Here is a 13,416-nt window from a genome sequence, read left to right as displayed (position 1 = left end):
CCATGAGCATGGACCGCGTGGCGTGGAGCTCGCTCTACAACATCAGCACCGCCAAGAGCGGCTCCAAGCCGTTCTCCAAGGAAACCCTGAAGCGGGTGCTGGCCTTCGCCGCTCCCCACAAGGGCAAGCTCGTCGCCTTCGTACTCTCCTCCATCGCAGCGGCCTTCCTTGCCGTCGCCACCCCGGTGCTTGCCGGCCAGGTGGTTGACGCCATCATCGCCAAGACAGATGCCGGTACCGTGATCTGGCTGGCCGTGCTGATCGCCATCGTGGCGGTGGGCGAAGCGGGGGTGGGGCTGTTGACCCGCTGGCTGTCCTCGACCATCGGCGAAGGCGTCATCGTGGACCTGCGCACCCGGGTGTTCGACCACGTGCAGCGCATGCCCATTGCCTTCTTCACCCGCACCCGGACGGGAGCCTTGGTCAGCCGCCTCAACAACGACGTCATCGGAGCGCAGTCGGCCTTTGCCGGCACGCTTTCCGGTGTGGTGAGCAACTCCGTGGCGCTGGCCCTGACCCTGATCGTGATGCTCAACAAGTCCTGGCTGGTCACCGTGCTCGCCATGGTCCTGCTGCCGATCTTCCTGATCCCGGCCCGGCGCATGGGCTCCAAACTGGCGGACCTGCGCCGCGAAGCCGCTGCGCACAACGCCGCCATGGGCACCCAGATGACGGAGCGGTTCTCCGCGCCCGGCGCCACACTGGTGAAACTCTTCGGCCGCCCGGATGAGGAATCCCGCGAGTTCGCTGCCCGCGCGGGCCGCGTCCGTGACATCGGCGTCCGCATGGCCATGCTGCAGTTCACGTTCGTCACGGCCCTGACCCTGGTCTCCGCGCTCGCACTCGCGCTGGTCTACGGACTGGGCGGCTGGCTCGCCCTGGGCGGCCAGCTCGCGCCCGGCGATGTGGTGGTCCTGGCGCTGCTCCTGACTCGGCTCTACGCTCCGCTCACGGCACTGTCCAACGCCCGCGTTGAAGTCATGAGCGCGCTGGTCAGCTTTGAACGGGTCTTTGAGATCCTGGACCTGAAACCGCTGATCCAGCAGAAACCGGACGCCGTGCCCGTTCCTGCCGGGCCCGTGTCCGTGGAGTTCGACAACGTCCGCTTCGCCTATCCCTCCGCGGACAAGGTCTCCCTGGCCTCGTTGGAGGAGGTCTCCACCCTGGACACGCGGGGCGGCGAGGAAGTGCTGCACGGCGTCAGCTTCCGGGTGGAACCAGGCCAGACAGTGGCCCTGGTGGGCTCCTCCGGCGCCGGCAAGTCCACCATCGCCCAGTTGCTGTCGCGGCTGTACGACGTCGACTCGGGCGCCGTGCGTCTTGGCGGCACCGCGCCGGGGACGGGGCTGGACGTCCGGGACACCACCTTCGATTCGCTGCGGGACACCCTGGGCATGGTCACCCAGGACGGCCACCTGTTCCACGAAACCATCGCCTCCAACCTTCGGCTGGCCCGGCCCGACGCCACGGACGAAGACATGTGGGACGTCCTGCGCCAGGCCCGGCTGGAGACCATGATCAGGTCCCTGCCGGACGGCCTGGAGACAGTGGTGGGGGAGCGCGGCTACCGGCTTTCCGGCGGCGAACGCCAACGGCTCACCATCGCCCGGCTCCTCATTGCCCAGCCGCGGGTGGTCATCCTCGATGAGGCCACTGCCGCGCTCGACTCCACGAACGAAGCCGCTGTGCAGGCAGCCCTGGGCGCCGCACTCGAGGGGCGTACCGCCGTCGTGATTGCGCACCGGCTCTCCACCGTCCGCGCGGCGGACGCCATCCTGGTGGTGGAGGGCGGCCAGATCGTGGAACGCGGCACCCACACCGAACTGCTGGCAGCCGGCGGCCGCTACGCCGAGCTCTACCAGACGCAGTTCGCCGAGGCCACGGCAGTGGCACAGGAATCCGTCCCCGAGTTCTAAGGGCTGGACGCCCGGCCGCTGCCTAGAGGGCCCGCGAGGCCAACAGGGGCAGGATGTGGTCCGTCAGCAGCGGCGCGAGGTCCCGGGGGAGGGCCGCGTCCGCCGGCCCGCTGATGTCCAGCCACCGGATCTCGGCGATCTCAGCCGCGGGAGTGGCCTCCCATGTGCCCGGGGCGATGAAGACGGTGGCTTCGATATCAGTGGCGGCCTCATTCGCGGCGTCGGCGATCCACACCCCCATCAGTTCAAGCTCCTGGGGGCGGACCACGATCCCTACCTCCTCGGCGAGTTCCCTCGCGGCTGCCTGTACAGCGGTTTCGCCCGGCTCCGGCTTGCCGCCGGGGTGCATGAACATGCCGGTCCCGCGCTTCCGCACGGTCAGGAGGCGCCCGGCGTCGTCAAACACGCAGACAGCGGAGACCACAATCCGGTCCTTCATGCGGTGATCCTTGCCAGGCGCGAGACGAGCAGCAAATCCTTGCGGGGGCCGGTGACGTCCCAGCTGTAGCTGAACGCGTCCGGGCCCTGGCGGGTGTAGGACACGCGGTAGGTGTCGGGGTCGCACCAGTGGGTGTCCTGGCTGGTGTCAGGAGTGAAGCTCATGCGGTGGAACGGCTTCCCGTCGGGAAAGAACACGTCCAGCGCATCGGGCTGCGGCACGGGTTTCAGGACGTATTCCCGCGAGGCGGGACCGGTAAAAGAAGGCCAGCGCATGGTGCCTTCCTCGCGAAGGGCCAGGCCGCCGTCGTCCGTTGGCGTGAAAATCAGGACGCCGGAAAAGGTTCCGCGGGTGCCGTCCGACCTGTCCAGCAGGTCCCGCTCAAGCCGCCAACGGCCAGGCTGGCCGGCGATGTGGGGTTCGTGGACGCCCAGGAGGTAGGCGCGGAGGCTTGGCTCCGGGGAAGGAGAATTCAAGTGCCCTCGATTGGAATCGAACCAACGACACCGGCTTTAGGAGAGCCGTGCTCTATCCACTGAGCTACGAGGGCGGGTGTCCGGTGGGGCTCGGCGGGGCCGGTCCGTCCGGACACGGTTACAAGCATACAAGGTGCCGGGCCGTACTACGCTCAAGGCATGAGTCCAGCCCCCACTGCCGCTCCCGCCACTGCCTTCACCCCGAACGTAGCGTCCACCCGGCAGTACATCGGGGCGTGGGCAGTACTGAGCGTGCTGCAGTACTTCGCGGCCGAGGCTGCCGTGGCCATGGCGTGGGCGGGGCCCCGTCCGTACAACCTGCGGACCGGGTACATCAGCGACCTGGGGGCGCTCCACTGCGGAATCTATTCCGGCAGGGATGTCTGTTCGCCGTTGAACTGGCTGATGAATGCGTCCTTCGTGGTCCAGGGCCTGGGGCTGCTGGTGGGCGCGGTGCTGCTGACGTCGGGGCTGCTGCGCGTGGCCGCCCGGCCCGGTACACGGGTGGACTGGCGGCGCCGGGAACCCTGGCTTGCGGCCTCCGCCGTCCGGCTGCTCACCGGAGCAGCCGGGGCCGGGACCATGGTGGTGGGGCTGGTGCCGGAGGACGCTGGCTCACCCTGGCACTACGCCGGGGCCATCACGTACTTCATCTCCGGTGGGCTGGCATTGCTGGTGCTGGGCATCCTGTGGCTGCGGAAGACCGGGATGGCGTGGTTCCTGCTGGTGTGCGGCGGCGTCTCACTGGCCGCCACCGCCACCGGTGGACTCACCCGCATGATGGTTCCCGAGCCCGGCACGCTGGAGCGGCTGATGGGCTACCCGGTCACGGTGGGGATGGCCGCCGCGGGGCTGGTCATTGCCCAGCGGGTGCACCGGCACCGGAAGCAACGGCGGGCTGCGGCCGCTGCCGCAAGGGCAACTGGCGTTTAGGGCTCTTTCCTTTTGCGGCTGTTGAGGAACACCGCCGCGCCCCCGGCCAGAAGGCTCAGCACCAAAAGCACCCAGCCTGCAATGGTGAGGGTGGACGCCAAGGCGACCTGGCCGGCGTCGGGACCCGGCGTGCCCATCATGGCGTCAATGGCCACGTTGCCCCACAGCCGGACCACCACGAAGAGCATGGGCAGCGACCAGAGTGCCCAACGCAACGACTTCTTCGCCACGTTGGTGCCGATGAGCAGCAGCCACGTGAAGCCGAAAATCAGTGGGAAGAGCGTCCCGGCGGTCTTGTGGACGTAACTCAGCTGGCCCAGGGCATCGCCGTTCATAACGCCCTGGAGCCTGCCGATGTAGCCGGCGTCAAAACCGCCGACCAGGGAATCCGGCATGGCCATGTCCTGGGACAGCTGCGTGAGCTGGGTCAGGGTCAGCAGGTGCAGGTACCAGAACAGGAACAGGCTGGCCACCACACCGGCAATGACGATCAGGTTGCTGTTTCCCTGCGCCTTTTCCGGCGTGCGCGACGTGGTGGGGTTGACCACCGGCGGCAGGTGGTGCTGCGGCACAGCCGCGTTGGCGCCGTGCTTCTTGATCCGCTGGGCAGGGGTTTTGGCCATGGCACCATTATCCCGCCCCATAAACTGAACCCATGACCACTGGCCGACACAGCGCAGCTGTTCTTGACCCCTCATTGGATGACTACGACCTGGCAGCCGCCCTGGTCCGGGAAGCCGGGCAGCTGGCGCTCCTGATGCGCATGGCCGGGCTTGAGTCGGAACAAAAGACTTCTGTGTCCGACGTCGTCACCGCGGCCGACCACGCCGCTGAAGCCTACGTCCTGGAACAACTGCGGCGCTGCCGGCCGGACGATGGGATCGTGGGCGAGGAAGGTGCTTCCGTCCAGGGCACCAGCGGCCGGACGTGGGTAATCGACCCCGTGGACGGCACCTACAACTTCCTGCACGGTTCCACGTACTGGTGCTCAGCCATCGCCCTCAAGGACCGCCGCGATGTGCTGCTGGGCGCCGTCTTCCAGCCTGAAGAGGACAAGCTGTGGCTGGGCGGGCATGACCGGCAGGCCACCTTGAACGGTGAAGCGCTGACCTCGTTTGCCGTCGACGAAGGCAGGCGCAACACCACCAGCGTCGCCGAACTCGGCGCTGCCACCTACATCCACCCCACCTGGTTGATGGACCCGATGTGTGCCATGCCGTGGCACGCTGCAGCCACCTCCGCCGCATCCCTCCGCATGCTGGGATCCGGTTCCTGCGACCTCGGCCGGGTTGCCGACGGGCAGCTGGGGTGCTGGTTCCAGCACAGCTGCCCGGAATGGGACTGGCTGCCGGGAAAGGCGATCGTCCTTGCGGCCGGGGGCGCCGTGGACACCGTCCGGGTCAACGGGCTGGAGTGGTTCATCGCAGGAGGAACGACGGCGGTCCGCGAGCTGCGTGCGGCCCTCGAGTCAGGCTCGGTGTCCTGAAGCAATTGCCCGCGCAGCGGGAGTAATCCACAGGCTGGAAGGCGTTGTCGGTCCCACCGCCTAGACTTGTAGGCACCATGGATATGTTGTTTGACCCGTACTCTGACGGACCGTTCAAGGCCGCTCCCGCCTCCACCGCTCGGACAAGGACGGAGCCTGAGGGCGTTGCCACCACGGCAGGGCCGGGCGGAATGCCGGAGCCAAACGCCGGCGGGCACAACACCTCCGGGGGCTGGCAACAGTCCAACCACGACGCCGGCAACCGGCACCACGGTGACGGTCACCAAGGCAGTCGCCGCCCCGGCGCCGCCCAGCTGCTGGAGGGACTGAACCCGCAGCAGGAGGAAGCGGTCAAGCACGGCGGATCGGCGCTGCTGATCGTCGCCGGCGCCGGATCCGGCAAGACGCGCGTGCTCAGTAACCGGATCGCGTACCTCATCGCCACCGGCCGTGCCCACCACGGCGAAATCCTGGCCATCACGTTCACCAACAAGGCGGCCGCGGAAATGCGGGAGCGCATCGAGGCGCTGGTGGGTGGCCGCGCCAAAATCATGTGGATCTCCACGTTCCACTCGTCCTGCGTCCGGATCCTGCGGCAGGAAGCGGCCAACGTCGGCCTGAAATCCAACTTCTCCATCTATGACTCCGCCGACTCCCTCCGCCTGGTCACCCAGGTTTCAAAAACCCTTGACCTGGACCCCAAGAAGTTCGCGCCAAAAGCCATCCAGCACAAGATTTCGGCGTTGAAGAACGAACTGATCGACGCCGAATCCTTTGCTTCGGCAGCCAACTACAACGACCCCTTCGAACATGCGGTGGCAGACGTCTACAAGGGCTACACGCAGCGGCTCCGCCAGGCCAACGCCATGGACTTCGACGACCTCATCGCGGAGACCGTCTACATGTTCCGCGCCTTTCCGGCGCTGGCGGAGTCCTACCGCCGCCGGTTCCGCCACGTCCTGGTGGACGAATACCAGGACACCAACCACGCCCAGTATGCCCTGGTCCGGGAGATCGTGGGGGAGGGCCCCGGTGCCTCGGAGCTCACCGTTGTTGGCGACTCGGACCAGTCCATCTATGCCTTCCGCGGTGCGGACATCCGGAACATCGTGGAGTTCGAAAAGGACTACCCCGAGGCCCGCACCATCAAGCTGGAGCAGAACTACCGTTCCACCCAGAACATCCTGAGTGCCGCCAACTCGGTCATCTCCCGCAACCCCAACCGGCCGGAGAAGCGGCTGTGGACCGCCGAGGGCGAAGGCCACAAAATCATTGGCTACGTCGGCGAAAACGAACACGACGAAGCGCAGTTCATCGCGAAGGAGATCGACCGGCTCCAGGACGAGGAGAACCTCCGCCCGGGCGACGTCGCCATCTTCTACCGCACCAACGCCCAGTCCCGTTCCATCGAGGACGTGCTGGTGCGCGTGGGCCTGCCGTACAAGGTGGTGGGCGGCACCCGCTTCTACGAGCGCAAGGAAATCAAGGACGCCCTGGCCTACCTGCGCGTCCTGGTGAACCCGGACGACGACGTCAACCTCCGCCGGGTGCTCAACGAACCCAAGCGCGGCATCGGCGACCGAGCCGAAGGCGCCGTGGCGGCCCTCGCCAGCCGCGAACGCACCTCCTTCATGGCGGCCGCCCGCCGCGCCGACCAGGCGCCCGGCATGGCCACCCGTTCGGTCAACGCCGTCCTGGGCTTCGTGAAAATGCTGGACGATCTCGCCGAGGTGGCTGCCGGGTCCGGGGCTGCCGCGGCACTCGAAGCAGTGCTCGAGCAAACCGGCTACCTTGCCGCGCTGCGGTCCAGCACCGATCCGCAGGACGAGTCCCGCGTGGAGAACCTGGCCGAGCTCGTGGCCGTGGTGCGCGAGTACGAACAGGAAAATCCCGAGGGCAGCCTGGGCGCCTTCCTGGAACAGGTGTCCCTTGTGGCAGACGCCGACCAGATCCCGGATGCCCCCGGCGCGGACATTGACGCCGCCGTCGCCGAGGCCAAACGGCTGGGCGTAGTGACGCTGATGACCCTGCACACCGCCAAGGGCCTGGAGTTCCCGGTGGTGTTCCTCACCGGCATGGAGCACGGGCTCTTCCCGCACCAACGCTCCGCCACCGATCCCAAGGAACTGGCTGAGGAACGCCGGCTGGCCTACGTGGGCCTCACCCGTGCCCGGAAGCGGCTGTACGTGACCCGGTCCGAGGTACGCAGCATGTGGGGCCAGAGCCAGTACAACCCGGCCAGCCAATTCCTCGAGGAAATCCCCGCCGAGCTCCTGGAATGGAAACGGGAAGGAACCAGCCGGCAGTCGTGGGCCGGCGGCGGTTCAATCGGCTCGGGCCGGTACAGCGGATCGTTCTGGGGCGCCGGTACCGCCCGCGGAGCCGCAGCAGATTCTTCCGCCGGCTTCAATGCCGACGTTCCGGCGTTCATCGCCAAGAACCGGGTGCAGCCGCAGAAGGAAATCATCGCCGTCAGCGTGGGGGACAAGGTCAACCACACCAGTTTCGGCAACGGAACGGTCCTGGCCCTCGAAGGTGCAGGAGACAAGACCGTGGCCAAGGTGAAGTTCGACGTCGGTGAAAAGCGCCTGCTGCTGCGCTACGCCCCGCTCACCAAACTCGACGCCTAGGAACGCCCGCGGACGGGCATAATGGAGGCCATGCGACGGACTGTATGGGGGATGCTCGCCGCCCTTTTCCTTATCACCGCCACGGGCTGCACGGTGACCACCAAAGACCCGGCCTACGTTCCGCCGGCTCCGCTGCAACCCATGGAACAGCTGGAAAAGGCGCCACTGGCCGATGCGAAGACGTTCTCCAGCGGTGCAGATGTCCTCTCTTTCATCACCGCCGACCGGACCATCGCGTGCTCGCTCACGTCCGCCCGCGGGGAACACCTCAACTTGCCCTACGAGCAGAACCGCTACAGCGACGCCGCCAACAACAGGCTGCCCATCGTCCCTGTGGCCCACTGCGAGCTCGCCTCCTACCCGGCGCCCGAGCCAGGCGATATCAAGGACGACTGCGCCGGAACCCATCTTGGATACCTGGGCGGTGTGGCCCTCCTGTCGCCGGACACCGCCCGCTACGGTGAATGCCGCTCCGGCGTCACATCCATGGAAGGAACCTACGGGCCCAAGGGGAGCAAGGCGGGAACGCTGACCCAGCTGCCCGTGCTTGCGGACGGGCAGAACCTGGAACGCAACGGGCTGCGCTGCTCCGCATACAACGGCGGCGTGGCATGCGGAAACGTCTCCGCCGGCGTCGGATTCTTCGTTTCGCCCAAACGTTACGAGCTGATTCAGGGGCCGGCCAAAAGCGGCCAGCCGCCGCAGCAGGAGGGCCAAAAAACCCCGTAATTCCGCGGTTTTTCTACGCCGCATAGAATAGTGTGCTTACTCACATAAGGGGTAGTCTGGGACGGCCCGGTCCCTCCAAAGGACTAGAGTTCCCCATGGAGCATTACGCCGCGTGGCTCGTTTCCAGACAGGCCGCCGGTGCGTGCAATCCGCAGCCCGGTCATCGTCGTACAGATGGTGTCCGACTGTACAGAAACTACTTCGACGTAGAAGGACACTAAACCGTGGACCTGTTTGAATACCAGGCGCGCGATATGTTCGAGGCGCACGGTGTACCCGTGCTTGCCGGCATCGTGGCGTACACCCCAGAAGAAGCAAAGGCAGCTGCCGAGAAGATCGGCGGCGTGACCGTTGTCAAGGCACAGGTCAAGGTAGGCGGCCGTGGCAAGGCCGGCGGCGTCAAGGTCGCAAAGTCCGCTGATGAGGCGTTTGAGCACGCCACCAACATCCTGGGCATGGACATCAAGGGCCACACCGTCAAAAAGGTGATGATTGCCCAGGGTGCGGACATCGCCGAGGAGTTCTACTTCTCCGTCCTGCTGGACCGCGCCAACCGCAACTACCTGGCCATGTGCTCGGTTGAAGGCGGCATGGAGATCGAGCAGCTCGCCGTCGAACGTCCCGAAGCGCTGGCCAAGATCGCCATCGATCCCGCCGTGGGCATCGACCAGGCCAAGGCCGACGAAATCGTCGCAGCCGCAGGCTTCGCCGAGGAACTGCGCGGCAAGGTCGCCGCCGTAATCCTCAAGCTCTGGGATGTCTTCAAGAAGGAAGACGCCACCCTGGTGGAGGTCAACCCGCTGGTCAAGACCGGCGCCGGCGACATCGTGGCACTGGACGGCAAGGTCTCCCTGGACGAGAACGCCGACTTCCGCCACGCCAAGCACGCGCAGCTCGAGGACAAGGACGCTGCAGACCCGCTTGAGGCCAAGGCAAAGGCGCAGGACCTCAACTACGTCAAGCTCGACGGCGAAGTAGGCATCATCGGCAACGGTGCAGGCCTGGTCATGTCCACCCTGGACGTCGTCGCCTACGCCGGTGAAAACCACGGCAACGTCAAGCCCGCCAACTTCCTGGACATCGGCGGCGGCGCCTCGGCCGAGGTCATGGCCGCCGGCCTGGACGTCATCCTGGGTGACGAGCAGGTCAAGTCCGTGTTCGTCAACGTCTTCGGCGGCATCACCGCATGCGACGCGGTCGCCAAGGGCATCGTCGGCGCACTGGCCGAACTGGGCCACACCGCCAACAAGCCGCTGGTAGTCCGCCTCGACGGCAACAACGTCGAGGAAGGCCGCCGCATCCTCAACGAGGCCAACCACCCGCTGGTTACCCTGGCCGCCACCATGGACGAGGGCGCCGACAAGGCCGCCGAGCTCGCCAACGCAGCGAAGTAAAGGGACGCACCATGTCTATCTATCTGAACAAAGACTCCAAGGTCATCGTCCAGGGCATCACCGGCGGCGAAGGCACCAAGCACACCGCCCTGATGCTCAAGGCCGGCACCAACATCGTTGGCGGCGTCAACGCCCGCAAGGCCGGCACCACGGTCCTGCACGGCGAGAAGGAAATCAACGTCTACGGCACCGTCAAGGAAGCCATGGCTGAAACCGGCGCCGACGTCTCCATCGTCTTCGTGCCGCCGGCATTCACCAAGAACGCCGTCGTCGAAGCCATCGAGGCCGGCATCGGCCTGGTCGTCGTCATCACCGAGGGCGTTCCCGTCCAGGACTCCGCCGAATTCTGGGCCCTGGCCCAGTCCAAGGTGGACGCCGACGGCAACCAGGTCACCCGCATCATCGGCCCGAACTGCCCCGGCATCATCACCCCCGGCGAAGCGCTGGTTGGCATCACCCCGGCCAACATCACCGGCAAGGGCCCCATCGGCCTGGTTTCCAAGTCCGGCACGCTGACCTACCAGATGATGTACGAACTGCGCGACTTGGGCTTCTCCACCGCCATCGGCATCGGCGGCGACCCCATCATCGGCACCACGCACATCGACGCCCTGGCCGCGTTCGAGGCTGACCCCGAGACCAAGGCCATCGTCATGATCGGCGAGATCGGCGGCGACGCCGAAGAGCGCGCAGCCGACTTCATCAAGGCCAACGTCACCAAGCCGGTCGTCGGCTACGTTGCCGGCTTCACCGCCCCCGAAGGCAAGACCATGGGGCACGCAGGCGCCATCGTCTCCGGCTCCGCCGGTACCGCCCAGGCCAAGAAGGAAGCCCTCGAGGCTGCCGGCGTGAAGGTCGGCAAGACGCCGTCCGAGACCGCCAAGCTGCTCCGCGAGGTCTACGCCGCCCTCTAGGCAGCACGTCACGACGCGGGGCCACCCCCGGTCCGTTTCCAGTGATGGGACGGACCTGCGGGTGGCCCCGCGTTCGCTGTTTAACGGATGACGACGGCGGCGGGCGGTGCCTGCCCAACCCGGTCGAGTAATGTTGGGACAGGAAAAACAGGGCGCCCCGGGCGCACAGGCAGGGGATTGACGATGGCAGAAAAGCGACCCACCCTGGTCGACGCCGTCGTGGACAAGGTCCTTGAGCACATCATCAGCGGAGAAATACAGGCCGACGACGCCCTGCCGCCGGAGGCCGACATCGCCAAGGAATCGGGAGTCAGCAGGCTGACGGCCCGGGAAGCCATGAAGGTGCTCAAAGCGCAGGACGTTGTCTACGTAAAGCGCGGCCGGGGCACTTTCGTCAACCCGCCCGAGCGCTGGACCGGGCTGGACGCCATCATGCGTGCAGCTTCCAGGGGAGTGGCCTCGGACCAGGTGGCGCTCCGCCTGCTGGAGGTCCGCCGCATGGTGGAGACCGGGGCCGCCGAACTCGCTGCCTCCCGCCACCGGCCGGTTGACCTCGCTGCGCTGCAGGACAGCGTGGAGCAAATGGAAGCCGCGCACCTGGCCGGAGACGTCGATGCACTGACCGTGGCCGATATCGCCTTCCATGACACCGTGCTGCGTGCATCCGGCAACCCGTTCGTACCCGCCCTGCTGGGACAGCTTTCCACCCTGCTGTACGCCATGCGGCGGGAAACCTCGGCCTTCCCGGACGTGCAGCGCCACGCGATCCACCACCACAAGATGGTCCTGGCGGCCATCGCGGCGGGCGATCCCGCCACGGCGCGGTCCACCATGGATGCCCACATCACCCAGACCTTTGAGGACTACGAGCAGTTCCTTGCCATGTCCAGCCGCAGCGGAACCACCGGCCGCTAGAGGCTCGCCCGCCAGGAACCCCGCCCGACAGGCCCGGGACCCGGTGGCCTGCCTCCCTGTCCGCGTGCACGGCGATTATGTTGACGCCCACAACCACCTGTGATTAGAATCTCAGTCAGACATCAGACATCTGATATCACACCCCAAAATGCCGCCAGCCAAAGGAGTCTTCATGCGCGCGCATTCCCCTTTTGAGGGTCCCCACACCACTCCTGGAGGCTTGCGATGACCTCCCGCACCACTGCCCCCGCACTCAGCCAGCTGGGCGAGACCACCCTCCGCAAGGTGCGCCGCCGGCTGATGCCCCTGATCGTCCTGCTGTACTTCATCGCCTACCTCGACCGGAACAATGTCGGCTTTGCCAAGCTCGGCATGCAGGGCGACATCGGCCTGACCGAAGCCGCGTACGGCCTGGGCGCCGGCATCTTCTTCCTTGGCTACGCCTTGCTTGAGATCCCCAGCAACGGCGGCATGTACCGGTATGGTGCCCGCAAATGGATCGCCAGGATCCTCATCACTTGGGGAATCTTCGCAACTGCCATGTTCCTGGTGAACGGTGAAACCACGTTCTACGTCATCCGCTTCCTCCTCGGCGCGGCAGAGGCCGGCTTCTTCCCGGCGATCCTCTTCTACCTGACGCTGTGGTTCCCGGCGGCCCAGCGCGTGACGGTGCTGGGCATCTTCATCCTCGCCCAGCCCATCTCGAATGCCCTGGGCGCACCGGTATCGGGCATGCTCCTGAACCTGGAAGGCGTCGCAGGCCTGCACGGCTGGCAGTGGCTCTACATCCTCGAGGGCATCCCGGCCATCATCCTGGGCATCATCACGCCGTTCGTCATGACGGACCGCCCTGAACACGCCAAGTGGCTCAAGCCCGAAGAGCGTGAATGGCTCTCCACCACCATGGCCGCTGAACTGGCCCACAAGCAAAAGTCCGGAAACCACAACTTCCTGGCCGGCCTGAAGGACCCCCGCACCATTGCCTACTCGGCGCTGTACTTCGGCCTGGTGTGCGGCATTTACGGCCTGGGACTCTGGCTGCCCACCATCGTCAAGGCGCTGGGCAAGTTTGACTCAACGCAGGTGGGGTTCATTGTCTTCATCCCGTACGCCATCGCAGCGGTGTTCGTCTACTTCTGGAGCAAGCGGTCCGACCGTACAGGCAACCGCGTGTGGCATGCCAGCGTCAGCATGGTGCTTGCCGCCGTCGGCCTCCTGGGCGCCGGCTTCCTGCTCCCCGTCAATGCCTTGCTCGCCATGGTCTTCCTGACCCTGGCAGCCATGGGCATCTACTCCGCGATTGCGCCCTTCCTGGCCATGCCGTCCGCCGCGCTCACCGGCGCCGCGGCAGCAGCCGGGCTGGCCATGGTCAACTCGCTCGGCAACCTGGGCGGCTTCGTGGCCCCCTACATCGTCGGCATCCTCAAGGACGCGACCGGAAACAGCCAGACGGGCCTGGTCTTCCTGGCTGCCTGCCTCGCGGTGACCGCCGTCGCCACTTACCTCTATGCACGCAACCGGCCTGAAGGTGTCTCCGCCCCCGCAGCCACCGCTCCTGCCGCCGAAACCCATTAGGAAACAGCA

At 66.4% G+C, this 13,416-nt stretch carries 12 protein-coding genes and 1 tRNA gene; 9 read left to right on the top strand and 4 right to left on the bottom strand.

All coding sequences use genetic code 11. The features are described 5' to 3' along the window. Positions 1–2: 2 nt before the first annotated feature. Positions 3–1,916 (top strand): ABC transporter ATP-binding protein, encoded by a 1,914-nt coding sequence (locus AB0280_RS18680; RefSeq protein ID WP_275181856.1) that lies wholly within the window; start codon positions 3–5, stop codon positions 1,914–1,916. A 22-nt stretch (positions 1,917–1,938) separates the two neighbouring features. Here AB0280_RS18680 and AB0280_RS18675 read toward each other — a convergent pair whose 3' ends face one another. The 3 genes from AB0280_RS18675 to AB0280_RS18665 all read right to left on the bottom strand — a co-directional run bounded on the left by AB0280_RS18675 (position 1,939) and on the right by AB0280_RS18665 (position 2,905). After that, positions 1,939–2,355: an NUDIX hydrolase gene (locus AB0280_RS18675; RefSeq protein ID WP_159632842.1), complete on the bottom strand. Its 417-nt coding sequence runs from the start codon at positions 2,353–2,355 to the stop codon at positions 1,939–1,941. Continuing rightward, positions 2,352–2,831, bottom strand: coding sequence for a DUF6314 family protein (locus AB0280_RS18670; RefSeq protein ID WP_307492103.1), 480 nt, complete (start codon positions 2,829–2,831; stop codon positions 2,352–2,354). The genes AB0280_RS18675 and AB0280_RS18670 overlap by 4 nt, the downstream gene beginning before the upstream one ends. Before the next feature lies 1 nt (position 2,832). Next, positions 2,833–2,905 (bottom strand) — tRNA-Arg (locus AB0280_RS18665). 85 nt (positions 2,906–2,990) lie between these two features. Here AB0280_RS18665 and AB0280_RS18660 point away from each other — a divergent pair. Beyond that, on the top strand, positions 2,991–3,764 hold the full coding sequence (locus tag AB0280_RS18660; RefSeq protein WP_159632841.1) for a DUF998 domain-containing protein: 774 nt from the start codon (positions 2,991–2,993) through the stop codon (positions 3,762–3,764). Here AB0280_RS18660 and AB0280_RS18655 read toward each other — a convergent pair. Continuing rightward, the gene (locus AB0280_RS18655) at positions 3,761–4,387 is read right to left on the bottom strand and encodes a hypothetical protein (RefSeq protein ID WP_307492105.1); all 627 of its coding nucleotides are present in this window, start codon (positions 4,385–4,387) and stop codon (positions 3,761–3,763) included. The genes AB0280_RS18660 and AB0280_RS18655 overlap by 4 nt on opposite strands. A gap of 32 nt (positions 4,388–4,419) precedes the next feature. On the opposite strand from AB0280_RS18655, the gene AB0280_RS18650 reads away from it, so the two are divergent. From AB0280_RS18650 to AB0280_RS18620, 7 genes are all read left to right on the top strand, one after another. Then, on the top strand, positions 4,420–5,250 hold the full coding sequence (locus AB0280_RS18650) for an inositol monophosphatase family protein (RefSeq protein ID WP_224025082.1): 831 nt from the start codon (positions 4,420–4,422) through the stop codon (positions 5,248–5,250). An 83-nt stretch (positions 5,251–5,333) separates the two neighbouring features. After that, the gene (pcrA, locus tag AB0280_RS18645; RefSeq protein ID WP_370871817.1) at positions 5,334–7,880 is read left to right on the top strand and encodes a DNA helicase PcrA; all 2,547 of its coding nucleotides are present in this window, start codon (positions 5,334–5,336) and stop codon (positions 7,878–7,880) included. A 21-nt stretch (positions 7,881–7,901) separates the two neighbouring features. Further along, the gene (locus AB0280_RS18640; RefSeq protein ID WP_307492109.1) at positions 7,902–8,609 is read left to right on the top strand and encodes a hypothetical protein; all 708 of its coding nucleotides are present in this window, start codon (positions 7,902–7,904) and stop codon (positions 8,607–8,609) included. Positions 8,610–8,833: 224 nt separating this feature from the next. Next, a complete protein-coding gene (gene sucC, locus AB0280_RS18635; protein WP_159632837.1) occupies positions 8,834–10,003 on the top strand; it encodes an ADP-forming succinate--CoA ligase subunit beta in 1,170 nt (389 codons plus the stop codon). Positions 10,004–10,014: 11 nt separating this feature from the next. Continuing rightward, positions 10,015–10,917, top strand: a complete 903-nt coding sequence (gene sucD, locus AB0280_RS18630; protein WP_104996906.1) for a succinate--CoA ligase subunit alpha — start codon at positions 10,015–10,017, stop codon at positions 10,915–10,917. 183 nt (positions 10,918–11,100) lie between these two features. Continuing rightward, complete coding sequence (locus AB0280_RS18625) at positions 11,101–11,832, top strand: FadR/GntR family transcriptional regulator (RefSeq protein ID WP_159632836.1); 732 nt, start codon at positions 11,101–11,103, stop codon at positions 11,830–11,832. A gap of 225 nt (positions 11,833–12,057) precedes the next feature. Beyond that, complete coding sequence (locus AB0280_RS18620; RefSeq protein WP_159632835.1) at positions 12,058–13,407, top strand: MFS transporter; 1,350 nt, start codon at positions 12,058–12,060, stop codon at positions 13,405–13,407. The last annotated feature ends 9 nt before the right edge of the window (positions 13,408–13,416 follow it).

The organism is Pseudarthrobacter sp. 902506025 (assembly GCF_040702325.1).
GTDB lineage: Bacteria > Actinomycetota > Actinomycetes > Actinomycetales > Micrococcaceae > Arthrobacter.
The sequence above is the reverse complement of the archived record's forward strand: the minus strand, read 5'-3'. Positions and strand labels throughout refer to the sequence as shown.

Bases quoted from the DNA above. Each gene is read 5' to 3' on its own strand.
- AB0280_RS18655 (WP_307492105.1), bottom strand. From the start codon at position 4,387: ATGGCCAAAACCCCTGCCCAGCGGATCAAGAAGCACGGCGCCAACGCG.
- sucD (WP_104996906.1), top strand. From the start codon at position 10,015: ATGTCTATCTATCTGAACAAAGACTCCAAGGTCATCGTCCAGGGCATC.
- AB0280_RS18640 (WP_307492109.1), top strand. From the start codon at position 7,902: ATGGAGGCCATGCGACGGACTGTATGGGGGATGCTCGCCGCCCTTTTC.
- AB0280_RS18675 (WP_159632842.1), bottom strand. From the start codon at position 2,355: ATGAAGGACCGGATTGTGGTCTCCGCTGTCTGCGTGTTTGACGACGCC.
- AB0280_RS18625 (WP_159632836.1), top strand. From the start codon at position 11,101: ATGGCAGAAAAGCGACCCACCCTGGTCGACGCCGTCGTGGACAAGGTC.
- AB0280_RS18620 (WP_159632835.1), top strand. From the start codon at position 12,058: ATGACCTCCCGCACCACTGCCCCCGCACTCAGCCAGCTGGGCGAGACC.
- AB0280_RS18680 (WP_275181856.1), top strand. From the start codon at position 3: ATGAGCATGGACCGCGTGGCGTGGAGCTCGCTCTACAACATCAGCACC.
- AB0280_RS18660 (WP_159632841.1), top strand. From the start codon at position 2,991: ATGAGTCCAGCCCCCACTGCCGCTCCCGCCACTGCCTTCACCCCGAAC.
- AB0280_RS18650 (WP_224025082.1), top strand. From the start codon at position 4,420: ATGACCACTGGCCGACACAGCGCAGCTGTTCTTGACCCCTCATTGGAT.
- pcrA (WP_370871817.1), top strand. From the start codon at position 5,334: ATGTTGTTTGACCCGTACTCTGACGGACCGTTCAAGGCCGCTCCCGCC.